Below are 23,090 nucleotides of genomic sequence, written 5' to 3'. Positions count from 1 at the left end.
GGACTGGGGTTACGGACCGGCTCGGGTGCCGGCCCGGCTCGTGTCACGCGTGAGTCCTCGTCACCTCGGCGACGAGGACTCACCGCGACCGCGTGTCCGGTCCCGTCATCGGAACCGGATGGGGCGGGTGGACCGGATGGAATCCGGTCCGGACCCGTCTTCAGATGATGGGGACGGTCGGGGTGACCGGGAGGGCGGGGATCGAGGACGGGATGATGCCGATGCTGGGGACCCCCGGGATCACCTCCGGAACCTCGATCACGAGATCTTCCGGCAACCCCGGCGTGGACGATGGGGCTGCCTGAGCCGGGATGCGGGACACAGCGCCCACGTCCTTATTCGCGGCAGCCGACGGCGCCTGGGACACGGCCTGACCGGCCTCCTGCGTGACATGCCTGATCGCCTTCCCTGCGTCTCGCCGTGCGCCGTCCCCCGTCTTCCTCGTGTTCTTCGCGATGCTCCCGGCCTTCTCGAGGCCGTGCTGTGCGCGGTGCGTGACGTCCGTGACCTCGGTGACGCCCGTGCCGTGAGCGATGCTCGTGACGTCGTCGACGCTGCTGCCGACGGCCGTATCCCCCGGGGCCTCGTTCGCCGACGCGCTGCCGGCGCCGAGCGCCAGCAGCCCGGACGCCGCCGCCGCGACGAAGAATCCGCGGCGAACACTCCTGCTCAGGTTCATGGTTACCTCGATTGCGTAGTCCGGTGGTGGTGAAGCGATGAGCGACGGGTGGAGATGCGGGGTGGCCCGGCCGTTTCGCGGGCCACCCCGCATCCCCTCACCGCCGGCTCACAGGCCGGCCGGCACCTGGGAGGCGACGGGCAGCCCGGGGACGTTGGCCGGGTCGGTCAGGTCGCGCTGCGTCGACGAGGTGAGCAGGAGCCGTACGTCGGTGACGGCGTGGGAGGCCAGCTCGGTCGCGTTGCCGTGGGCGCCGGTGCCCAGCGCGTGCGCGTAGGGCACGGCGTCGGAGGCCACGCCGCCGCCGAAGTCGCTCAGGTCGCCGGTCACGTCGCCCGCGAGCGCGTGGGTGCGGTGGTAGGTGCTCTCGGCGAAGGGAGCGGTCGTGGTGGAGGCGTCGTCGACGGTGACGGCCGCGTCCGTGGCGATCTGGTAGGCGACGGGACGCACCTGGATCGCGACGGCCCGGGCGGCGGGCGGCAGTGCGGCGCCGTACGCCCTGTCGATGATCGGGTGCGCCGTGGAGACGGTCTGGCGGACCTTGCTGACGCCGTCCTGCGCGTGCTCGCCCCTGAGCTCGTGAACCAGCTGCTCGGGGCGCAGACCCGCGGCGGTCAGACCGCCGGCGAGGTCGCCCGTGGAGGGGGCGGCCGGGGCGGAGGGCACGGCCGGGACGGCGGGCACCGCCGGGGCGGGCAGGGTGTGGGCCGGGAGCGTGTGGGCCGGGAGCTGTCCGGCGACGCTGCCGGCACCCGGAACGGCGGGCACGCCCGGCACCGCGGGCACGCGCGGCTTCGCAGGCAGGCTCACGGCGGCCGAACGGACGTCCTTCTGGGCCTCCTTGACGGCCTTGCTCGCGTGTCCCGTCCGGTCGAGCGCCGCCGCCGCGGCGCCCTTCGCACCCTCGACCACGCCGTCGGCGTCGGTGCCGCGCAGCTTCCCGGCCGCACCGTCCGCGGCGCCGGTGGGCAGACCGCCGGTCGGCAGGGTGTTGCCGGGCAGGCCGTTCTCCCGGATGCCCTTGCTCGGCAGTTTGCCCGTGACGCCGCGGGTCACGTCCTCGGCGGTTCCGGTGGTCTTCTTCACGGTGCCGGTCGCGCCGCGGACGGCACCGGCCACGGTGCCCTCGCCCGCGTCGGCGGCCTTCTCGGCCTTCTCGACGGTGCCGCTGACGGTGCTGCCCGCGTCGGACGGCACGGGAAGTTCGGCGGCGGACGCACCGGCGGTGCTCAGCGCCCAGATGCCGGAGGCGGCGGCAGCGACCATGAGTGAACGTCGGATGTTCTTGCGCATGATGACGGAAGTCCTTCGATTTCAGAGGTTCTCGGCCCTCGGAGGCCTGGTGGCGGATCTCGCTGACGGGATCCGGAACGGCGCTCCGGGGATCGGGCTCGGGCAGACCTGTCCACCCCCGCGTGGCAGGTCGCGCGCACGCGCCATGGATCGCGCGTCACGCGGGCGGAGGGAAGGTCTGCCCTAGCCGGGGAAATCGAGGACGTCGCCTGCGCGTTCACGCGTCGGCGTACTGTCCGCGGCGCGCACGGCGCCGGACTGAAGCGGCCCGAAGTGCCCACTGCCGGCGATGACCGCGGCGGACTGGTGCGGGCCTCCGCGCTTGTCCTGGCTGCCGTCGCCGGCGTGCTGGGACGTGCTCGGGGCGGGCACCGCTGGCGTGCGGTGGAACGGGAGCCGGTCGGCCGGATCGCCGTCGCCGCCTGCGGTGCCGTCGCCGGCCACTGTGTGGGCGGCCGTGCCGGAGAAGGAGAACGCGGGCCCGAGGCCCCGCTCGCCGTGGAAGTACTGCGCGTCGGCGCAGTCGTGCGCGCCGTACGTACGGTCGCCGGACGCGCCGTCCGTACCGCTGCCGGGAGCGTGACCGGCGCCGGAGTCCGAGCCGCCGCCGACGACGCCGGCGCCGAGCTGTCCGAGGCCGAGACGGCCGGGCAGCTCGCGCAACCCGTCGCGGTCCACGACGCCTTGGACGGCCTCGCCGACCGGGGCGGTGACCTGCCGGGCGCCGTCGGCGCTCTCCGCCACCGGCCCCTCGACCTGGTCGGCGGCACCGGCGGCGGCGCGCTCGGCCGCGCTCCGCTGCCGCTCCGCGAGTTGGGCCTTGGTGAGGTGGCGCCCCGGCTTCGCCTCGTCGGCGGTGCCGGTGCCGTCGGCCTGCGCCTGCCCGTCCTGGGAGTCCGTGCGGGAGCCGTTCGCGGAGCCCGCCGGCTCGTCGGAGTTCAGCAGCCCGGCCGCCTTGCCCGGGGGCTTCGGTCCGCCGTGATCCGTACCGGAGTCGGCCTGCGCACTGCCGCCGAAGACGAAGGCGAGAGCGAGGAAGCCGCCGAGGAAGAGCAACGTCAGCAGGCCCCGCCGCGCGGCGGCCGAGCGCGGCTCGCGCGCTGCGGCAGGCACGGCTGCGGCTGCTGACAAGGCGGGACCTTCCAGATGGACGGAGAAGCACGGGCGCACGCTGCTCAGGGGGCTCGACCGCCCGCCGGGCGCGCTGCGTTCCGGACAACGGAGATCTTTGCACGGCCGCGGGTCACCGCCGCAACTGCCGTCACAACTTGTTCACTTCGTGGTCACGGTGCTCCTCGCGGGGACCGGTGGCCGCCGGTTCACTCGTCGGGGACCGGGAGCGGCCGCTTCTCGACGGCCGCCGCCATCACCTCGGGGAAGTGGTCCGGTGTGCAGGCGAAGGCCGGAACTCCGAGGGCTGCGAGGGCGCTTGCGTGCGAGCGGTCGTACGCCGGCGCCCCCTCGTCCGACAGGGCCAGCAGCGAGACGAACTGCACGCCCGCCGCCTTCATCTGCGCGACCCGCTTGAGCATCTCGTCGCGTATGCCGCCCTCGTAGAGGTCGCTGATGAGGACGACGACGGTCTCGGCGGGGCGGCTGATCTGCGACTGGCAGTACGCCAGGGCCCTGTTGATGTCGGTGCCGCCGCCGAGCTGCGTGCCGAAGAGCACGTCGACGGGGTCGTCGAGTTCGTCGGTGAGGTCGACGACGCTGGTGTCGAAGACGACGAGCCGGGTGTCGAGCGAACGGATCGACGCGAGCACCGCTCCGAAGACCGACGCGTGCACGACGGACGCCGCCATCGATCCCGACTGGTCGATGCAGAGGATCACGTCCTTCTTCACACTCTGCGACGCGCGCCCGTAGCCGACGAGCCGTTCCGGGACGACCGTCCGGTGCTCGGGCAGATAGTTCTTGAGATTGGCCCGGATGGTGCGGTTCCAGTCGATGTCGCGGTGGCGGGGTCGGTGCACCTTGGCGGAGCGGTCGAGCGCGCCGGTCAGCGTCGAACGCGTGCGGGCGGAGAGCCTCTTCTCCAGCTCCGCGACGACCTTGCGCACCACCGCGCGCGCCGTCTCCCTGCTCGTCTCCGGCAGGGCCGCCTTCAGCGAGAGGAGCGTGCCCACGAGGTGCACGTCCGGCTCCACGGCCTCCAGCATCTCCGGCTCCAGCAGCAGGGCGGAGAGGTTGAGCCGCTCGATGGCGTCGCGCTGCATCACCTGCACGACCGAGCTGGGGAAGTACGTCCTGATGTCCCCCAGCCATCGCGCCACTTGGGGGGCCGAACCGGCGAGACCTCCGGTGCGCTCGCTGCCGCGGCCGCGTGCCGTCTCGTCCTCAGGTCCGCTGCCGTAGAGCGCCTGGAGCGTGCGGTCCATGGCCGCGTCCGTGCCGCCCGGCTCGTATCCGGTGCCGTCGGAGGTGCCGTCGCCGCCGAGCACCAGGCGCCAGCGGCGCAGTCGTTCGACGGCGGGGGTGAGCTCCTCCGCGCCGCCGGCCGGACCGTGGCCGGCGGGAGCCGTTCCGGTCATACGGGTGCCTCCTCGTGCCTTGCCCCACGGTCATCGTTGGCCGCGCCATGTACATGCGCTGGGGTGTCCGCCTGTCTGTCCGCGGCTTCGTCCGCTTCCACGCCCGCCTCTTCTTGGGCGTCCAGGCTCTCCGCGTCCTGGAGCAGCAGCCGCAGCGTCGGCAGCACCGCGTCCGCGCGGGACGCGTCCAGGCCGTGCCCGAATCCCGGACGTACCGGCCGCATCGGCGGCATCGAACCGCCCGCGCCCGGCCCGCCCTCGTGCGCCCCGGAGTCGTCCGCCGCGAACAGGCCGCCACGCCGCACCAGTTCGCCCACGGCGCGCCGCACGCCGGACTCGAACTCGGCGAACGTGCGGCGCAGCAGCGGCAGTACGTCCGTGAAGGCGTCGGGCGGCACGGACGACAGCCAGCCGTCCACGAGAGCCAGCAGCCGCTCGTCGTGGACGAGCAGCATTCCGCCGCCCGCCAGGAAACCCTCGATCCACGCCGCCGCCTCGGGCGGTGCGGTGCCGGGCGAGAGCGCCAGCCGCATCAGCCGCGCCGCCTCCCGCTGCGTCAACTGCGCGTCGTCCAGCAGCAGTCGGACGCAGCGGCCGCGGATCAGGCCCGGTATCCGGTCGCGCACGGCGAGCTTGCGCAGTGCCGTGCGCCAGCGCGACCGCACGCCGGTGTCCTCGGCGGCAGGCGCATCCCCTGGTCCGCTCGCGGCGGGCGCCCGCTCCTCGCGTGCCTGTGCCAGGAGCGCCATGGCCCCGTGGACGGCGTCGATATGGCCGCGCATGCGCCGCGCACCGTCCGCGTCGAGCCCGGCGCACGCCGGCGGCAGGCCCACGCACACCCGCTCCGCCAGCCCCACGGCGACCTCGGTGAGAGCCGCCGAGTCGGTGCCGCGCACATTGCCGTACCGCACCGAACGCACCAGCGCCGGAAGGGCGTCGGCGAGCCGGCCGACGTCGGCGTCCAGCGCGGCGCGGTCGGCCAGCGCCCGCATGACCACCTTCAGCGCCTCGGACAGCTCCGCCAGCAGGCAGTGCTCCGCGAGGGCCGTGACCTCCGACAGGGCCGTGGCGCCGACGGCCTGCGACACGGCCTTGGCCGTGGCCGCGCTCTCCACCGTCGTGCCCCACACGCCCGCTTCGGCCGTACGCACCGACAGCTCCGGCTCCCAGCACAGCCGCCAGCTCTCCCGGAACGTGCCGGTGGAGCCGCTGCGGGAGTGCGCGGGCACCGCCCAGTCGATGCCCAGCAGGCGCAGCCGGTGCAGGAGACGGCTGCGCGCGGCGTCCGTGTCCTTGCGCAGATCCAGCTCCAACTCCCGTGCGGAGGCCTCCGGTTTGAGCCGGAGTGTGCGCTGCTGCCGGGCCAGATCCCGCTGGAGCGGCACGGCGGGCGCCCCCTCGGGCACCTCGCCGAGGACGTCCCCGACGACGAGCTTGTCGCGTACGAGCGCGAGCGGCACGTCGGAGCCCTCGCACATCACCGCCCGCACCGCGTCGATCGTCTCGGTCAGCCCCGCCAGGGGCCTGCCGCGCATGGCCGCCAGCGCGTCGGCCATCCGGACGGCCTCGATGACGTGCGCCGACGAGACGCCGTGGTCCTCGTCGCGCAGCAGGCGGGCCGCCTTCGTCATCCAGCGCTCGACGACGCGGTCGGGCGAGGCGAAGAGATGGCCGTACCAGCCGGGAGAGGTGATGCCCGCGCCGTAACCGCTGTGGCGCGCGAGCCTGCGGTGCGTCCAGGGAACCCAGGTGATCTCCGCCCTCACCCTCGGCAGGCCCGTGAGCAGGCGCCTGTCGTCGGTGACCTTCGCCTTCGCGGCGAGCGCCGGGACATGCCACGCGCCGCACACGACGGCGACGCCGCCCGCCCCGAACTCCCGGACTGCGTCGCGCAGACGGAGCCGCATATGGGCCTCGCGGAGCTCGTCCCGCCGGTGGGTGCCGTGTGTGCTCCCGGACCCGTCGGCATTCGCGGTGCCGTGCTGCTCGCGCAGGGCGGCCATGGCCTCGCCGAGCACGGCGAAGGGCGCGTACGGGTCGGAGCCGGTCCGCTCCTCGCGGCGGTGCTCCACCACGTCCTCCCACCAGCGTTCGGCGTCGTCGTACCCCGCGGCCTCCGCGAGCACGGCGAGCGGATCGAGCCGCACCGACTCGGCGGCGACCGGCTCGCCGTCTTCGCCCGAACCGCCGCTCCCGCCCGAACTACCGCCCTCCGGGCCGTCCTTGCCCGGGCCGGGATCGGGCGTGCCGTCGGGTGCGGCTCCCGGTCCCGCCCCTCCGTCGTCGCCGGCGAGAGCGAGCGCGTGCGCCGCCGGGAGGTCGATGAAGCGGACCGGAACTCCGGCCTCCAGCGCCCAGCGGATCGCGACCCACTCCGGGGAGAACCCGGCGAGCGGCCAGAACGCCGCCCTGCCCGGCTCGTCCGCGGCGTGCGCGAGCAGCGCCACGGGCGGACGCATGGCCTCGTCCCCGGCGAGCGGCACGATGCCGTCCGCCTCGGGCGGCCCCTCGATGAGCAGCACCCGCGGCCGCCGCGCCTCCAGGGCGGCGCGCACCGCGCGCGCCGAGCCCGGCCCGTGGTGCCGCACGCCCAACAGCAGGGGCGCGCCGCCGACTTCACCGGCGGAGCCGCCGGTCTGCGCACCCGCAGCCGTCACGCGGAGACCTCTCGGCAGGCGCGGTAGAAGTCCTTCCAGCCGTCACGTTCCCGTACGACCGCCTCCAGGTACTCCTGCCACACGACGCGGTCCGAGGACGGGTCGCGCACGACGGCGCCGAGGACCCCGGCGGCCACGTCGCCCGCCCGCAGCACGCCGTCGCCGAAGTGGGCCGCGAGCGCCATGCCGCCGGTGACGACGGAGATCGCCTCCGCCGTGGAGAGCGTGCCCGACGGGGACTTGATCTTCGTACGCCCGTCGGCCGTCACACCGTCGCGCAGCTCGCGGAAGACCGTCACGACCCGCCGTATCTCGGCCGCGCCGTCGGCCGCTGACGGCAGGTCGAGGGAGCGGCCGAGCTGGTCGACGCGGCGCGCGACGATGTCGACCTCCGCCTCCGCCGTCTCGGGCAGGGGCAGCACCACCGTGTTGAACCGGCGGCGCAGGGCGCTGGAGAGCTCGTTCACCCCGCGGTCGCGGTCGTTGGCCGTCGCGATGAGGTTGAAGCCCCGCACCGCCTGGACCTCCTCGCCCAGCTCCGGTATCGGCAGCGTCTTCTCCGACAGCACGGTGATCAGGCTGTCCTGGACGTCGGCGGGGATGCGCGTGAGCTCCTCGACCCGCGCCGTCATCCCCTCCGCCATCGCGCGCATCACGGGACTGGGCACCAGGGCCGCGCGGCTCGGCCCGTCGGCGAGCAGCTGCGCGTAGTTCCATCCGTAGCGCACCGCCTCCTCCGCGGTGCCCGCCGTGCCCTGCACCAGGAGTGTCGAATCTCCGCTGACGGCCGCCGCGAGGTGCTCCGACACCCAGGTCTTGGCCGTGCCGGGCACGCCGAGGAGGAGCAGCGCCCGGTCGGTGGCCAGCGTGCTGACGGCGACCTCGACGAGGCGGCGCGGCCCCACGTACTTCGGCGTGATCACCGTGCCGTCGGGCAGCTCACCGCCGAGCAGATAGGTGGAGACGGCCCACGGCGAGAGGCGCCACCGCTCGGGGCGCGGCCTGTCGTCCGCCGCGGCCAGGGCCCGCAGCTCGCCGGCGAAGGCGTCCTCGGCGTGCGGCCGCAGTGCGGGCTGGTCGACGGTGCTCGTCGCACCCGTGGCGCTCGCGGCGCGGGAATCGGTCACGGGTCCCCCTCCACACATGGCGATCGGTACATGCGGTCGATGTGCCTGCCAGCGTGCACCCCGCCACTGACAGTCACCCCTCATATCCGCTCTGACCTGCAACGACGTCCGTCTCGTCGCGCTGCGGAGCCTGAATGTCAGTGGCTGCTCGTACGGTCGGAGCCATGACTGGACAGGGGGTCCGCTGGACGGCGGAAGAGGTGCTGGCACTCGCTCCTGACGACGCGTCGCGCAGGGCCGGAAGCCGGCTCTCCGCACCGGGCCAGTGGTCGGAGGCGGGGTCGGGGGCGGGCGCCGTGTGGGGCCTGTGCGAGGGCAGCGGAAGCAGGCCGTACCGGACAGTCGTGGATCTCGGCGGCGGCGGGGCCGCGGCCGGCACAGGAGGCGCGGGCGGATCCGGCGGCGCCCTGAACGGGCCGGGCTACAAGTGCAGTTGCCCCAGCCGGAAGCTGCCCTGCAAGCACGCGCTCGGGCTGCTGCTGCTCTGGGCCGGCGAGGAGGCGCAGCCCGGCGGGGAGCCGCCGGACTGGGCCGGCGAGTGGCTGAGCGGGCGCCGCGAGCGCGCCGCCCGTGCCGCCGGCCGCGTGGAGGCCGAGGGAGACGGCGACTCCGCCGGGACCGGCGGGATCAGGGAGGGCGGCAGCGGCGGGCGCCAGGCGGACCCGGAGGCCGCCCGCCGCCGTGCGGAGCGCCGGATGCGCCGCGTCAGGGCGGGCGCCACCGAACTCGAGGAGCGCCTGGCCGACATGCTCCGCGGCGGGCTCGCGGGCACGGAGCAGGGCGACCGTGCGCAGTGGGAGGAGACGGCCTCGCGCATGGTCGACGCCCAGGCTCCCGGACTGGCCGCGCGCATACGGGAGTTCGGCGCGATCCCCGTCCCCGGCCAGGCGTCCGCGCAGCCCGAGGACGCCTACGGTGGCTGGCCCGCACGGCTGCTGTCGGAGATCGCGCTTCTCCATCTGCTGGACCGGGGCGTCCTCGCCCTGGACGCCCTCCCGGAGCCGCTCGCCGCGACAGTGCGCGCACGGGTGGGCTTCACCGTCGGCTCCGCGGAGCTGCTGTCGGGCGACGGAGAGAAGGTCGGCGACGAGTGGTTGGTGCTCGCGCAGCGGGACACGGAGGAGGGGCGCCTGACAGCCCGGCGCATATGGCTCCGCGGCCGGGAGTCGGGCCGCTTCGCGCTGCTGCTGTCGTACGCGGCGGGGAATCGCGCGCCCGAACAGGCCCTCCCCGTCGGCTCGTCGATAGGGGCGGAGCTGGCCTACCACCCGGGGGCGCGCCCGCTGCGCGCGGTGTTGGGCGAGACGCGCACGGCATCGCCGGACGGTCCGGTGCCGGAAGGGGGCACGGTGACCGACGCCCTGGCCTCGTACGGGCGGGCACTGTGCGACGACCCCTGGCTGGAGGCCTGGCCGGCAGTGCTCGGCGGCGTCGTGCCGACGTTCGGCGAACACGAAGGGAGCGGTGGAGTGGCCGGCGGTGGCGCGGTCGCCGGGGGTGGCGCCGGTGCGACCGGCGGCGGGATGCGGCAACTGGCCGATGCGGACGGCGAGTTCGCCGTCCCGATAGCGCCCGGGATCTCGTCCGCCGCGCTGTGGAGGCTCACGGCGATATCGGGCGGCAGGCCCGTCACCGTCTTCGGCGAGTGCGGGCACAAGGGGTTCTCCCCGTACACGGCCTGGAGCGAGGGAGAGGCGGTGCCGCTGTGACTCCGATCCTGCGGGTACGGGGCCGCGCCGTCCCCGCCACCGGCCGGCCGGGAGGTGACCGATGACCGCCGCATCGCTGCTCACCGACGATCAGGGCGCCGCGAGCGCGACGTGGGGCGAGCTCGTCACGGCCGCTCTTCTCGGGAGCACCCGGCGTACGCCACCGGGCGGAACGCCCGCGGCGCTGCTGGACGCGGCAGCCGTGGAGACCGTCCGTCACCGCGCGGGGCTGCTGCCCGCGCCCGCCGCGGCCCGGCTCGCGCCGGCCCCCGAGGACTCGCGGCCCCCGCTGCCCGCCGCGGCCGCGCGGCGGCTGACGCTGCTGCTCGCCGGCCGTTCGGGAGGCGCGGGCGCGGGAGGCGGACGGCGGGGCACGACACCGGATCTGGCCGAGCTGCTGCCGCAGTGGCTCGCCGCCGCCAACGAGTACGGCTACCGCGCCCCCGACGCACAGCTGCCGGATCTGCTGGACGCGGCTCGCGCGCGCACCGATCTCCGCGCGGAGACACTGGAGTTCGCGGGTCCGCGAGCGCTGTGGCTCGCCCGGCTCAACCCCGAGTGGAAGTTCGCCCTGCGCAACGGCCAGCCGCGGCAGCGTGCCGCCGGCGCGGCGGAGCAACCGGCCGCGGCGCAGCCCGGGTTCGCCCCCGAGGCGGCCCGTCGCCTGTGGGACGAGGGCCTGTTCTCGGAGCGCGTCGCTCTGCTCGCCTCGCTCCGCCGCCGTGACCCCGCGGCGGGCATCGCCCTGCTCGCCGGCACGTGGTCCGCGGAACGGGCCGAGGACCGGCTGATGTTCCTCGACTCGCTGCGCGAGTCTCTCCGCCCGTCCGACGAGGAGTTCCTCGAACAGGCGCTGAGCGACCGCTCCCGTACGGTGCGCGCCACCGCGGCGGAACTGCTGGGCACCCTGCCCGGCTCCGCGTTCGCCGCGCGCATGGCGGCCCGGGCGCGTACGTACGTCACGCAGGACCCTCTGTCCACGACGCCGCGCATCGCGGTCGAGGCACCGCACGAGTGCGACGCGGACATGCAGCGGGACGGCGTGGCGCCCAAGCCGCCCGCCGGCCGGGGTGAACGTGCCTGGTGGCTGGGGCAGTTGGTGGAGGCGGCGCCGCTGTCGGCATGGCGGGAGCAGTTCGGCGGGCGCGGCGCGCGGGAGATCGTCGCTCTCCCCGTCGCCGACGACTGGAGAGAGGACCTGCACGGGGCGTGGTGCCGCGCCGCGGTGCGCCAGCGGGACGTGGAGTGGGCCCGGGCGCTGGTCGGGCATCCCACCGCCCCGCCCGCGGAGGGCCCGGGGGATGCGGCCAGGCTCCTCGCGGTGCTTCCCGAGGAAGAGCGCGCCGCGTGGGCGGCTGGCTTCATCGAGGCGCACGGGCTGTCGGACGCGTTCCGCCTGCTCGGGGTGTGCGCGGTGCCGTGGTCGGAGCGGCTGGGGCGGGCCGTGGTCGACGCCCTGGAGATCGCACGGGACGCGGGCAGCTATCCCTGGAGCTTCAGCGGCGTCCTCGGCCTGGCCGAGCGCTGCCTCGCGCCCGTCGACGCGGCGCGGCTGGAGCCGCTGGCGGCGGTGCCGGACGAGCCGGAAGGCGGGTCACCGGGCGCGGGAGCGTACTGGGCGGAGGCGTTCCAGCGCCTCGTGGCCACGCTGCGGCTGCGCGCGGAGATACGGGCGGAGTTGAGCGGAGAGGCGGAACGGGCCGGAGAGGCGGAACGGACCCGAGAGCAGACGCCGAGCGGAGACCGTACGGACCGGGGCGAGAGCGAGCACGGGCCCAGCGGGCAGTAGGGGTCAGGCGGCCAGCCGTCCGACGTTCGCCCGGATCCATTCGACGACCTCGGTGGTCGTCGCGCCCGGCGTGAAGATCTCCGCGACACCGCTCTCCTTGAGAGGGGCGATGTCGTCCTCGGGGATGATGCCGCCGCCGAAGACCTTGATGTCCTCCGCGTCCCGCTCGCGCAGCAGCTCCAGCACCTTCGCGAAGAGCGTGTTGTGAGCGCCGGAGAGGATGGACAGGCCGATGGCCTCCGCGTCCTCCTGGATCGCGGTGTCCACGATCTGCTCCGGCGTCTGGTGCAGCCCCGTGTAGATGACCTCCATGCCCGCGTCGCGCAGCGCGCGTGCGATGACCTTGGCCCCGCGGTCATGACCGTCGAGCCCCGGCTTGGCGACCACCACGCGGATCGGACCCGACACACTCATGACTGCCTCCATCTCGACGGCTCTCCGGTCTCCGGGATTCGGTTCTGCGACGGTGCTGCGCATCCGCGGAGGGCATCCGCGACCGCCCAAGTGAACGAACGTTATCCCCAGCATCCCGCACCGGGGCGCTTCCGGTCCGTAAGCGAGGGGGAAATCACACGAGGCTGCGGCCCCTCCGGCCCCGCCCGCCCCGTCTCACGTCACCGCGAGGTCTCACGTCACCGCGAGCCCCGACACCCCCGGCACACCGTGCGAGCCCCGGGGCCGCCGCCACCTCGCTCCGGCTGCGGCTCGGCCGCCCTGCTCGCCCGCCCGGCCCCCCTCGCTCATCCGCTTCGGCCTGAGCCCGGGCCCCAACACCCCGCGTTCATGGACCAGTCGGAGACCTCCGAACCCACGACGCCCGCCCGCCAACGGATTTCGCCCGCGCCTCCCGACAGCCCGCCAAGACAACGAAGTTCGTCGAACAGTCATCGAACGCAAGGCCAAATAAGCGTTCGCAGAGCCCCGAAAGGCGACCGAATGCCCGTTTCTGCGGGCCATGAAACCTGTGGAAGATTGTCGTCCTCACGTACCGCCGGGTACAGTCACCGCACTGCTCCGCCCCTTGCTGTCGAGGCGAAAGAGAAGTTGGTGGTGAACGACAGTCACCCGTCGGGAACTCTGTTCCCGGCCGACACCTCTCCCGGCTTCTCGTACGCGGCTTCCGGCGCCGGACAGTACGAGCAGGCGGCGCACGGCATCTACGCACAGCAGGGCTACGACCAATCCGCCGCGTACGGCGGGTACTCCACGGGCGGATACGACACCCACGGCTACTCCTACGACGCGGATCCGCTCTTCGGCTCGATCCCCGACGGGAGCACCGGCGGCACTGACGGCGGCGGCTGGACGTCGGGCACGGGCACCTACGACGCCTACTCCGGCCACTCCGCGTACGACACAGGCACGTACGACAGCGGCGCGTACAGCACGGGCGCGTACGACACGGGCACGTACAACACCGGTGCGTACAGCACCGAGTCGTACGACACCGGCACATACGACTCGTACGAGACGGGCTCCGGCTTCGGCGGCTACGACACCGGGACGTACGACACGAACGCGACCTGGGCGAGCGCCGGCTTCCCGCAGACCGCCGACGTGCCCGTCCAACCCGACGCCGGCCAGGCCGACTTCGGCTACAGCGGCGGTCAGTGGGACGCGGGGCAGTGGGAGCAGGGCGGGCAGTGGGACTTCTCCGACGCCACCGGCAGCTGGGACGCCTACGGTTACGACCAGTCCGCCGCCCAGGGCCACGACGGCGCCGCAGCAGACTCCTACGAGTCCCATGGACCCTTCGAGACTCATGAGACGTACGAGTCCTACGACAGCTACGAACCCGGGGCCGCTGACGGCTACGGCACCCATGCACAGCAGCAACCCTCGTACGACGACGAGGCGTTCGCGCACGCTGCCGACGCCGACCACACAGCGGCCCTTCCCGCGTTCGACGCCTACGACGGACTCGACGCCCACGGTGCGGACTCCCCCGCACGATTCGACGAGCCCGGCGGGGCCGGCGGGCATCTCGACGACGCCTACGAGGCCTTCGAGTCGTACGAGGTTCCCGACCATCCCGGGGATCTCGACACCCCGGCCGCCCGCCCCGGTCCCGACCGGGACCTGACCGTCGCGCACCTCCCCGGTCGCCGCCGGTCCCCCAGGCCCAGGCGTTCCGCGCTCCTCACCGTGGCCGTGCCGTCCGTCGCCGTGATGGGCGTGGCCGCAGCGGCGGCGGCGTCCGTCGCGGGCAACGCCCCGCAGGACGACCAGACGACGCAGGCCTCGGCCGACGTGCCCGTCAAGCCCGCCAACAAGAAGCTCGACACCCAGCTCGCCGGACTCTCCGCCGACGCCGACGACTTCGCGGACCGCGCCAGCCGTGCACAGGAGCGCCTCGACCTCCAGGCACGCCAGGAGGCGGAGCGCAAACGCAAGGCGAAGGAAGCCGCCCGCAAGGAGGCCCTGCGGCCGAAGTTCGCACTCCCCGTCAAGGAGCACGGCCTCAGCGCGACTTACGGGCAGGCAGGGCTCAACTGGATGTCCGTCCACACGGGGATCGACTTCCCCGTCAGCGAGGGCACTCCCGTGATGGCCGCCACGGACGGCACCGTCACCACCAAGTACGACGTGTCCTTCGGCAATATGGCCGTCGTGACCGCGCCCGACGGCACCGAGACCTGGTACTGCCACCTCAGCAGCACCAAGATCCGCTCCGGTCAGGTCAAGGCCGGAGACACCATCGGCTACTCCGGCACCTCGGGCAACTCCACGGGCCCGCACCTGCACTTCGAGGTGCATCCGGGCGGCGGCGACGCCATCGACCCGCTTCCGTGGCTGCGCGGCAAGGGCCTCGACCCCGAGTAACTCACGCTCCCCGGGCGGCGGTTCGCACGGGCGCGCGTGCGAGCCGTGCCCACCGGCACCCGCGAGCGAACCGCGAACCCCGCGCTACAGCTTCTCCACCGGCGCGTACCGCAGCAGCAGCCGCTTGGGCTTCTCGCCGCCGAAGTCGATCGTCGCCTCCGAGTTGTCACCGCTGCCCTTCACGGCGACGACCGTGCCGAGACCGAAGCTGTCGTGCGTGACACGGTCACCGATCGACAGCGAGACGACAGGACGGTCCGACGTACGCCGCGTCGCGAAGCCGCTCGGCCCGCCTCGACGCTGCCCCGCGCCCGCACCGCCCGCCAGGGACGCTGCCGCACCGAGCCCGGCGCCGATGCCGGAGCCGATGCCCCCGCCGCCGCTCGCACCGCCTCCCGCTGCCGCTCCGGTGCGCTTCCAGTCCACGTAGTGGTCCGGGATCTCCTCCAGGAACCGGGACGGCGGGTTGTACGACGGCTGCCCCCACACGCTCCGCAGCACCGACCGCGTCAGATAGAGCCGCCTGCGGGCCCGCGTGATGCCCACGTACGCCAGCCGCCGTTCCTCCTCCAGCTCCTTCGTCTGCCCCAGGGCGCGCATATGCGGGAAGACGCCGTCCTCCATGCCGGTGAGGAAGACCACCGGGAACTCGAGGCCCTTGGCGGTGTGCAGGGTCATGAGCGTGATGACGCCGGTCTCCTCGCCCGCCTCTTCGTCGGGGATCTGGTCGGAGTCCGCGACGAGGGCCACCTGCTCCAGGAAGTCGGCGAGCGTGCCCGGCTCCTCCTCGCCGCGCTCCTGCTCGAACTCCAGGGCCACGGCGGCCAGTTCCTGGAGGTTCTCGATGCGCGTCTCGTCCTGCGGATCGGTCGACGACTGCAACTCGGCGAGATAGCCGGTCTGTTCGAGCACGGCCTCCAGCACCGTCGCGGGTCCGGCGCCCGACTCGACGACCGTGCGCAGCTCCTCCATCAGTACGTTGAAACGCCGCACCGCGTTGGCCGAGCGGGCGGCCATCCCGTACGCCTCGTCCACGCGCGCGAGCGCCTGCGGAAACGTGATCTTCTCGCGGAGCGCGAGCGCCTCGATCATCGCCTCGGCCCGGTCACCGATGCCGCGCTTGGGCACGTTCAGGATGCGGCGCAGCGGCACCGCGTCCTCCGGGTTGGCCAGCACCCGCAGATAGGCCAGTACGTCGCGCACCTCACGGCGCTCGTAGAAGCGGACGCCGCCGACGACCTTGTACGGCAGCCCGACGCGGATGAAGACCTCTTCGAAGACACGTGACTGCGCATTGGTGCGGTAGAAGACGGCGACGTCGCCGGCGCGCGCCTCGCCCTCGTCGGTGAGCCGGTCGATCTCGTCCGCGACGAACTGCGCCTCGTCGTGCTCGGTGTCCGAGACGTAGCCGGTGATGCGGGCGCCGGCGCCCGACTCCGTCCACAGGTTCTTCGGGCGGCGGTTCTCGTTCCGCTCGATGACGGCGTTGGCGGCGCTGAGGATCGTCTGCGTGGAGCGGTAGTTCTGTTCGAGGAGGATCGTCGTGGCGTCTGGATAGTCCTCCTCGAATTGGAGGATGTTGCGGATGGTGGCGCCGCGGAAGGCGTAGATCGACTGGTCCGCGTCGCCTACGACACACAGCTCGGCGCGCTTCGGCGCCGGGCGCGGCCGCTCGCCTTCCTCACCCCCGCCGGTGCCCTCGCCCTGGACGGCACTCTCAGCGGCTCCCTCACCCGCGACCTCACCGCCGCCCTCACTCGGGGCCTCGCCGGTGCCGACCAGCTCCCGCACCAGCATGTACTGGGCGTGGTTGGTGTCCTGGTACTCGTCGACGAGCACGTGGCGGAAGCGGCGCCGGTAGTGGTCAGCGACGTCGGGGAACGCCTGGAGCAGATGGACGGTCGTCATGATGATGTCGTCGAAGTCGAGGGCGTTGGCCTCGCGCAGCCGCGCCTGGTACATCGTGTACGCCTCGGCGAGAGTTTTCTCATACGCCCCCGACGCCTGCCCCGCGAAGTCCTCCTCGTCGATCAGTTCGTTCTTGAGGTTGGAGATCTTGGCGCTGAACGCCTTGGGCGGATACCGCTTCGGATCGAGGTCGAGATCCCGGCAGACCAGCGCCATCAGACGCTTCGAGTCCGCCGCGTCGTAGATCGAGAAGGACGAGGTGAAGCCGAGCTTCTTGCTCTCGCGGCGCAGGATGCGTACGCACGCGCTGTGGAAGGTGGACACCCACATCGACTGGGCGCGGGGCCCGATGAGTTCCTCCACCCGCTCCTTCATCTCGCCCGCCGCCTTGTTCGTGAAGGTGATGGCGAGAATCTGCCCGGGATGCACATGTCGTGCCGCCAGGAGGTAGGCGATCCGGTGCGTGAGGACCCGGGTCTTGCCGGAGCCGGCGCCCGCGACGATCAGCAGCGGCGAGCCGGTGTGCTCGACGGCCGCGCGCTGCGCCTCGTTCATCTCCGCCAGCAGCGCGTCCGCGTCGACGACGACCCGCGGCGAACCGCCCCTGTGATACGAGCCCGTGCCGCCCGGACCGGCCCCCGCAGGGCCGCCCGCTGGGCCTCCGGCCTGGATGGGGGGCTCTCCGGCCGCCCCCTCGGGGCCACTTGGCCCCTCCTGCCCGTCCTGCCCGGGAGTGGCGCTGCCCTCCGCGCGCACGGGTGCGAGGTCCGCCAGGAAGCTGTCGTCGAAGAGGCTGCTCATCGTCGGAGAAGTCTAGATTGCCGCGCCGACACCGCGCCGCCACCTCCCGCACGGGATAACGAACAGATATCGGACGTATCACCTAACGGCCTTCACAGACGCCCCACATCTCGCTACGGTGCCGTGCCAGGCGGTCCGCACCAATGTCCGGCGAAAGCGTCGGCACGGGCCGCCTCCGCCGAATCCGACGGGCATCCGACGGTCGTACGACAGACGCTGCCGACGGAGCCGGGGACCCACCGCGTGCGCCGACAACCGGCGCAGGCACCCGGGGTGAATCGGGAAGTCGCACCACGGAAGCACCGTGCACGACCCGTAGGGCCGCCTTCCGAGAGCCCGAACCCGTCAGCTAACCCGGTAGGCGGTTCACGGAAGGAGTTGCGGGTCTTGGCGTCCCACCGCAAGCCGCGCACCCGGATACTGAAGTCCGCCTCGACGAAGCGGGGGGTGCTCGGCGTCACCACGGCCGCGCTCGCCTCCGTCTCCCTGCTCTCGCAGAGCGCCCAGGCCGCCCCGGACGACAAGCCGTCGATCTCGGAGGTCAAGAAGAAGGTCGACAAGCTGTACCAGCAGGCCGAGACCTCCACGCAGAAGTACAACGAGGCCAAAGAGAAGACGGACGCACAGCGCAAGAAGGCCGACAGATCCCTCGACGAGGCGGCCGAGCGCACAGCGAAACTCAACGACGCCCGCCGCACCCTCGGCAACTACGCGACCGCGCAGTACCGCACGGGCGGCATGTCGCAGACCGCGACCCTCCTGCTCACCGAGGACCCTCAGCAGTTCTTCCAGCAGACGCACATGCTCGACCGGATGACCGGCCGTCAGAAGGAGGCGGTCACCGACTTCGAGAAGCAGCGGAAGGCGGCCCAGAGCAAGCGCGAACACGCCACCGAGGAGCTGGCGTCGCTCAGCGCGTCCCAGAAGGCGCTGAAGAAGAACAAGCAGGAAGTGCAGGACAAGCTCGCCGAGGCGCGGAAGCTGCTGTCGAAGCTGACGGCGGAGGAGAAGGCCCGTCTGGCGGCGATCGAGAAGAAGAAGCAGGAAGCGGCGCGCAAGGCGGCCGAGCGCGCCGAGGAGGCCCGCCGCGAGGCCGAGAAGGGCGACGGCTCCCAGACGGGCGGCGGTTCGCACTCGTCACAGGTCGAGAAGGTTCTCGCCTACGCGAAGGCGCAGTTGGGCAAGCCGTACGTGTGGGGCGCCACGGGCCCGAGCTCCTTCGACTGCTCGGGACTCACCCAGGGCGCGTGGAAGGCCGCCGGCATCTCTCTGCCCCGTACGACGTGGGACCAGGTGAAGGTCGGCACGAAGGTCGCCAAGTCCGACATGAAGGCGGGCGATCTGGTCTTCTTCTACGACGACATCAGCCACGTCGGCATCTACGTCGGCGGCGGGCAGATGATCCACGCGCCGAAGCCGGGTGCGGACGTGACCTACGAGGACGTCAGCTACATGCCCTTCCACTCGGCGGTGCGCCCCGGCTGACGCCCGGAGGCGACCCCGGTCCGCACACCCGCGGGCAGGGGCGAGCCGCGGGCCGTCATGGCGAGTTCGCCGGCGGGCCCGTCAACGCCGCGGGGAGGGCGCCGCTTTCACAGCGCGGCAAGGCTCACAGGACGGACGTCAGGTCCACAGCACGGCGATGAAGATGTTCGCCACCGTCAGGGCGCCGACCGTGCCGAAGAGGGACGAGGGCACTTTGTCCTCGTCCCTCTTCACGTACACCAGCCCGAGAATCACCACGAGCAGCGCGAGCTTGACGCCGATCTTGACGTTGTTCACGGGATCGCCGTTGGCCTCGTCGAGCCCGACGAGGACCATTCCGGTCAGCAGCATGGTGAACGCGCCGTGCAGCATGCCGGGCACGAAGCGGGCCTCGTCCGCACGCATCGCCTTCATCTGGAAGAAGAAGCCGCCCAGCAGGGCCGCGATGCCGATGATGTGGAGGCCGACGAAAACGTGTATGAGTACGTCCATGGCTCGGGAGCCTATGGCCCGTCCCGTCTCCGGCCGGACGCGGCCTCCCCCTGGGGGCCGGGCGCGGGCCGGCTCACCAGCGCACCGGCAGCTGCTTCACTCCACGCATCAGCATCCCGGGCACCCACTGGAGCGCCGACTCGTCCGCGTCCGCCGTGATGCCGGGGCAGCGCTCCAGCAGTGAACGGATCGCGACCCGCCCCTCCAGCCGGGCCAGCGGGGCCCCGAGGCAGTAGTGCAGCCCGTGCCCGAAGGCGATGTGGCCGCGGGCGTCGCGCCGGATGTCGAAGCGGTCCGGTTCCTTGAAACGCTCCGGGTCGCGGTCCGCGTCGGCCATGGCGATCAGCACGGTCGAGCCCGCCGGCACGGTCACGCCGCCCATCTCCACGTCCTCGACCGCGAGACGCTCCGTGCACGTCTCGACGGGGCCGTCGTAGCGGAGCATCTCCTCCACGGCTCCGTCGATCAGGCTCAAGTCCGAGCGCAGCTCGGCGAGTTGGCCGGGGTGGTCGAAGAGCGCGCGCATGCCGTTGCCGATGAGGTTGACGGTCGTCTCATGGCCGGCGATGAGCAACAGCACCGACATGCCGATGAGTTCGTCGGGCGAGAGCCGGTCGCCGCCGTCGTCGACGGCGTGGATCATCTTGCTGAGCACGTCCTCGCCCGGATCGGCTCGCTTGGACTCGATGAGCCCCGCGAGATACGCGGGCATCTCCTCGTACGCGCGCTGCTCCGCCTCGGGGCTGGTGCGGGCGACCATCTCGTTGGACCAGCCGCGGAAGGCCTCGCGGTCCAGCTCCGGGACGCCGAGCAGTTCGCAGATGACGGTCATCGGCAGCGGGAAGGCGAGGGAGGCGATCAGGTCGGCGCGCCGCTCGTCCCCGGTGAGCATCGCGTCGAGCAGATCGTCGGTGATCTCCTGGATGCGGGGCTCCAGCCGCGCGATGCGGCGCGGCGTGAACTCCCCGGCCACCAGCCGCCGCAGCCGCGTGTGGTCGGGCGGCTCCGCCATCAGCATGTGCGCCATCGCGGGCTGGGCTTCCGCGGTGTTGTCGATCCGGTCGAAGCCGCCGTGTCCCAGCCAGTCGCGGCTCAGCCGCGGGTCGGTGAAAGCGGCGCGGCACGCCTCGTGACCGACGACGAGCCAGAACTCCTCGCCGCCGGGGGCGCGCACGTGGTGCACGGGGGCCTCGGCTCGCAGTGCGGCGTAGACGGGGTAGGGATCGCGGACGAAGTCGGGGCTGAGCTGGGACAGTTCGGCGATGCCGTCCGCCGCCATGTGTTCCCCCAAGGGTGGTCGAGTCGGTGCTGCTCCGGGTCCCCCGGCACGCTAGCCGCCGCAGCTGCCCTGGAAGAACCTCGATTTCGGACAATTGAGCGCATCCTCGCAACGCCCGGACGGGCCCCCTCGGGCCTCCAGCCCGGGCGGTGCCCCCTGCCGTCGTCCTGCCGGGAGGCGCCGCGTCGACCGGCGAAGCCCCGTCTCACACGGCCGGGTGACGAACGGCGCCCTGCCGCCGTCGTCCCTCTGCCCGTAAGGCACAATGCGCCTTTCACGCACGTGTTGAGAGGCGGGGTTGCACAGTGGCCGTGGACACGGCACGGGACGGAACGAGCGGCGGTGGCGGCGAAGGCGACGAGGCCGTCCCGCTCCAGAAGTCCGTCTCCTCGGGCGCCTCTTCGGGCAGCGCATCAGGGACCGCTTCGGGAACCTCGTCAGGCGGCTCGCCGCGTGCCCACTCCACCTCCTGCACCTGCGGCGACTGCCCGCACGGCGCCCGGGAGGGACACCGGAAGGCCCTGGCGGACTTCCGCCGCCGCCGCGACGAACTCGCCGCCGGGAAGGGCCTTCCCGCCGCCCTCGCCCACTCGCCCGGCGCCTCGCGCCAGTGGGTCTCCGACGAGTTGACGCGTGCCGCCCGTACGGTCGCCGACCGGGCGCGCGAAGAGGGCGCGGTGCGGCTGGGCTCCGTGTGGCGGCACACCGTCATCGGCGTCTGGGCCGCCGTCGGGGCGCTGCTCGTCGCGCAGTTGCTCACCGCACTGGTGGTGGGATGGACGGCCGGGCGCACCGCTTCACTGATCGCCGCCGTGCTCGCGGCGGGCGCGGTCTCGCTGGCCGCGCATCTGCACAGGGCGCGCGGCGGAGCACTGGCCCCGCTCATCGGCGAGGACAACAGGCTCTCCACGTCGCGCACGGTGGCGGCGTCCTGGGTGCTCCTCGCGGTGTACGACATCCTCGTCCTCGCGCTCGAACTCGCGGGCCGCTCCGGTCCGTCCGAGCGTCAGGCTCTGATCGAGGGGCTTGAACTCTCCCGTGGCGCGGGGCTGTTGACCGTCCTCGCCCTGAGCTGTGCCGTGGCCGTCTTCGTACGCCGCACCGTCGCGGTGCGCGTGCAGCACCAGCGCCTCCAGAAGGTGCGCGCCGACCGTCCCCGCGCCTCCGACCTGCTCACCGACGACTCGGGGCGCGGCTCGTTCTGCGACGTGCAGTACGTCCTGGTCAGCGGCGTCGCCGTGGTCTTCGCCGCCGTCCGTCTCGCACGCCAGCCCGACCAACTGCCCGACCTGCCATGGGGCCTGGCTCTGCTGGTGATCGTCTCCGCGGCGACGTATCTCACCGGCAAGTACGCGGAGGGCGGCCGTCCCGTGGTGCTCTCGGTCGTACGGGCCCGCGAGATCGGCGACCTGCACGCGCCGATCCGTACCGGTGACGACATCGAGATCCGCGGCGCGGGCTTCGTGCCGCCGGGCGCGGGCGAACCGGAGCGGCTGTCCCGGATGGTGGTCAGGGTCGGCGCGGTGCATGTGCCGGTCCCGCTGATCCCCGTCGGCGGCGGCTTCTCCAACCCCGCGGACGCGACGCTCACCGTGCCGGTGCCGGTGGAGGTCGAGCCGGGCCGGGTCGAGGTCCAAGTGGTCACCGCCGCGGGAGTCGAGACCAACCGCTACCCGATCGACGTCGCCGACTGACGCGTCGCCGACTGACGCGACGGAGCGGGGCGACGGCGCGGAGTCGGGCGACGAGCCGGGACCCCGGGCGGTCCGGATGCGGATGTCCGGAACCGATTGATCCCCTTCTGTCGCGAATGCGCCCTCACCAGCAGAGTGTTCATCCGCGGATGGTGCCTGAGATCGTTCAGAGAGGGTGTGTGCGGGGCCACGTCCGCGTACCGTAGCGACTCGACTCCAGCCCAAGCCGAACGTGCATGCGGCAGAGGCGGCAACTACGGAAGGTGGGACGTGTCATGTCTCTGGCGGATCAAACCAGGACAGTCGGCGGCGACGTGCCGGTCAGCGGCCCCCCGGGCAGCCTGCGGGCCAGAATGTCCAAGTACGCGCTGCTGCCGCTCCGTCTCTTCCTCGGCGCGACGTTCATTTACGCGGGTCTCGACAAGCTCGTCCTCAACAAGGAGTTCCTCTCCGGCAAGGGCGGGGACTCGCTCACCACCGTGCTGGAGTCCTCGCACGACGCCGCCGCGATCCCGGCGATGATCGATCTCGCGCAGCAGAACCCCAAGGCCTTCGGCATCGCCATAGCCGCGGGTGAAATCGCCGCGGGGCTGGGCGCGTTGGTGGGTCTGTGGACGAGGCTGGCCGCCATCGGCGGCATGCTGATCTCTTTGAGCCTGTGGCTGACGGTCAGCTGGCAGAGCGACCCTTACTACTACGGCAACGATCTTCCGTACATGATGGCCTGGGTGCCGTTGATCTTCGCGGGCGCCTCGGCGTTCTCGCTCGACATGGCCTTCTCGCGACGGCGTCGCCGAAAGGGCAGGCACATCTTCGGCTGAGG

At 72.8% G+C, this 23,090-nt stretch carries 16 protein-coding genes and 1 riboswitch; of the genes, 6 read left to right on the top strand and 10 right to left on the bottom strand.

The genetic code is table 11. The features are described 5' to 3' along the window. Positions 1-160 precede the first annotated feature (160 nt). From QQM67_RS01720 to QQM67_RS01695, 6 genes are all read right to left on the bottom strand, one after another. Entirely contained in the window at positions 161-679 is a 519-nt protein-coding gene (locus tag QQM67_RS01720) for a hypothetical protein (protein ID WP_314171698.1), read from the bottom strand. 108 nt (positions 680-787) lie between these two features. Continuing rightward, positions 788-1,972, bottom strand: coding sequence for a hypothetical protein (locus QQM67_RS01715; RefSeq protein ID WP_314171697.1), 1,185 nt, complete (start codon positions 1,970-1,972; stop codon positions 788-790). Positions 1,973-2,155: 183 nt separating this feature from the next. Continuing rightward, positions 2,156-3,103 carry a hypothetical protein gene (locus tag QQM67_RS01710; protein ID WP_314171696.1) on the bottom strand — a complete coding sequence of 316 codons (948 nt, stop codon included), beginning with the start codon at positions 3,101-3,103 and terminating at the stop codon, positions 2,156-2,158. A gap of 188 nt (positions 3,104-3,291) precedes the next feature. Beyond that, entirely contained in the window at positions 3,292-4,503 is a 1,212-nt protein-coding gene (locus tag QQM67_RS01705) for a VWA domain-containing protein (protein ID WP_314171695.1), read from the bottom strand. Continuing rightward, positions 4,500-7,160 (bottom strand): DUF5682 family protein, encoded by a 2,661-nt coding sequence (locus tag QQM67_RS01700; RefSeq protein WP_314171694.1) that lies wholly within the window; start codon positions 7,158-7,160, stop codon positions 4,500-4,502. The genes QQM67_RS01705 and QQM67_RS01700 overlap by 4 nt, the downstream gene beginning before the upstream one ends. Beyond that, the gene (locus QQM67_RS01695) at positions 7,157-8,305 is read right to left on the bottom strand and encodes an AAA family ATPase (protein ID WP_399064845.1); all 1,149 of its coding nucleotides are present in this window, start codon (positions 8,303-8,305) and stop codon (positions 7,157-7,159) included. The genes QQM67_RS01700 and QQM67_RS01695 overlap by 4 nt, the downstream gene beginning before the upstream one ends. Before the next feature lie 146 nt (positions 8,306-8,451). Here QQM67_RS01695 and QQM67_RS01690 point away from each other — a divergent pair, with 146 nt between their 5' ends. Together QQM67_RS01690 and QQM67_RS01685 are read left to right on the top strand one after the other, a co-directional pair. After that, positions 8,452-9,996 carry an SWIM zinc finger family protein gene (locus tag QQM67_RS01690; RefSeq protein WP_314171691.1) on the top strand — a complete coding sequence of 515 codons (1,545 nt, stop codon included), beginning with the start codon at positions 8,452-8,454 and terminating at the stop codon, positions 9,994-9,996. A gap of 61 nt (positions 9,997-10,057) precedes the next feature. Beyond that, positions 10,058-11,785 carry a DUF5691 domain-containing protein gene (locus QQM67_RS01685; protein WP_314171690.1) on the top strand — a complete coding sequence of 576 codons (1,728 nt, stop codon included), beginning with the start codon at positions 10,058-10,060 and terminating at the stop codon, positions 11,783-11,785. 3 nt (positions 11,786-11,788) lie between these two features. Here the strand turns inward: QQM67_RS01685 and QQM67_RS01680 are convergent, their stop codons facing one another. Then, positions 11,789-12,199, bottom strand: a complete 411-nt coding sequence (locus tag QQM67_RS01680) for a cobalamin B12-binding domain-containing protein (RefSeq protein ID WP_314171689.1) — start codon at positions 12,197-12,199, stop codon at positions 11,789-11,791. A gap of 636 nt (positions 12,200-12,835) precedes the next feature. Here QQM67_RS01680 and QQM67_RS01675 point away from each other — a divergent pair. Beyond that, positions 12,836-14,608: a M23 family metallopeptidase gene (locus QQM67_RS01675; protein WP_314171688.1), complete on the top strand. Its 1,773-nt coding sequence runs from the start codon at positions 12,836-12,838 to the stop codon at positions 14,606-14,608. Between the two features lie 84 nt (positions 14,609-14,692). On the opposite strand, the gene pcrA is transcribed toward QQM67_RS01675, so the two are convergent. Further along, positions 14,693-17,317, bottom strand: a complete 2,625-nt coding sequence (gene pcrA / locus QQM67_RS01670) for a DNA helicase PcrA (protein ID WP_314171686.1) — start codon at positions 17,315-17,317, stop codon at positions 14,693-14,695. A gap of 204 nt (positions 17,318-17,521) precedes the next feature. Next, a riboswitch (cyclic di-AMP (ydaO/yuaA leader) is annotated at positions 17,522-17,697 on the top strand. Between the two features lie 7 nt (positions 17,698-17,704). Here pcrA and QQM67_RS01665 point away from each other — a divergent pair. Then, the gene (locus tag QQM67_RS01665; protein ID WP_314171684.1) at positions 17,705-18,802 is read left to right on the top strand and encodes a C40 family peptidase; all 1,098 of its coding nucleotides are present in this window, start codon (positions 17,705-17,707) and stop codon (positions 18,800-18,802) included. A 138-nt stretch (positions 18,803-18,940) separates the two neighbouring features. Here QQM67_RS01665 and QQM67_RS01660 read toward each other — a convergent pair whose 3' ends face one another. After that, positions 18,941-19,294 carry a hypothetical protein gene (locus QQM67_RS01660; protein ID WP_314171682.1) on the bottom strand — a complete coding sequence of 118 codons (354 nt, stop codon included), beginning with the start codon at positions 19,292-19,294 and terminating at the stop codon, positions 18,941-18,943. Positions 19,295-19,367: 73 nt separating this feature from the next. After that, positions 19,368-20,573: a cytochrome P450 family protein gene (locus QQM67_RS01655; protein ID WP_314171680.1), complete on the bottom strand. Its 1,206-nt coding sequence runs from the start codon at positions 20,571-20,573 to the stop codon at positions 19,368-19,370. Between the two features lie 311 nt (positions 20,574-20,884). Here QQM67_RS01655 and QQM67_RS01650 point away from each other — a divergent pair, with 311 nt between their 5' ends. Then, positions 20,885-22,267: a hypothetical protein gene (locus QQM67_RS01650; RefSeq protein ID WP_314171679.1), complete on the top strand. Its 1,383-nt coding sequence runs from the start codon at positions 20,885-20,887 to the stop codon at positions 22,265-22,267. A 275-nt stretch (positions 22,268-22,542) separates the two neighbouring features. After that, positions 22,543-23,088, top strand: a complete 546-nt coding sequence (locus QQM67_RS01645; protein WP_399064837.1) for a DoxX family membrane protein — start codon at positions 22,543-22,545, stop codon at positions 23,086-23,088. Positions 23,089-23,090: the final 2 nt, after the last annotated feature.

Origin of the sequence: Streptomyces winkii (assembly GCF_032248595.1) — a bacterium.
Lineage (GTDB): Bacteria > Actinomycetota > Actinomycetes > Streptomycetales > Streptomycetaceae > Streptomyces > Streptomyces winkii.
The sequence above is the reverse complement of the archived record's forward strand: the minus strand, read 5'-3'. Positions and strand labels throughout refer to the sequence as shown.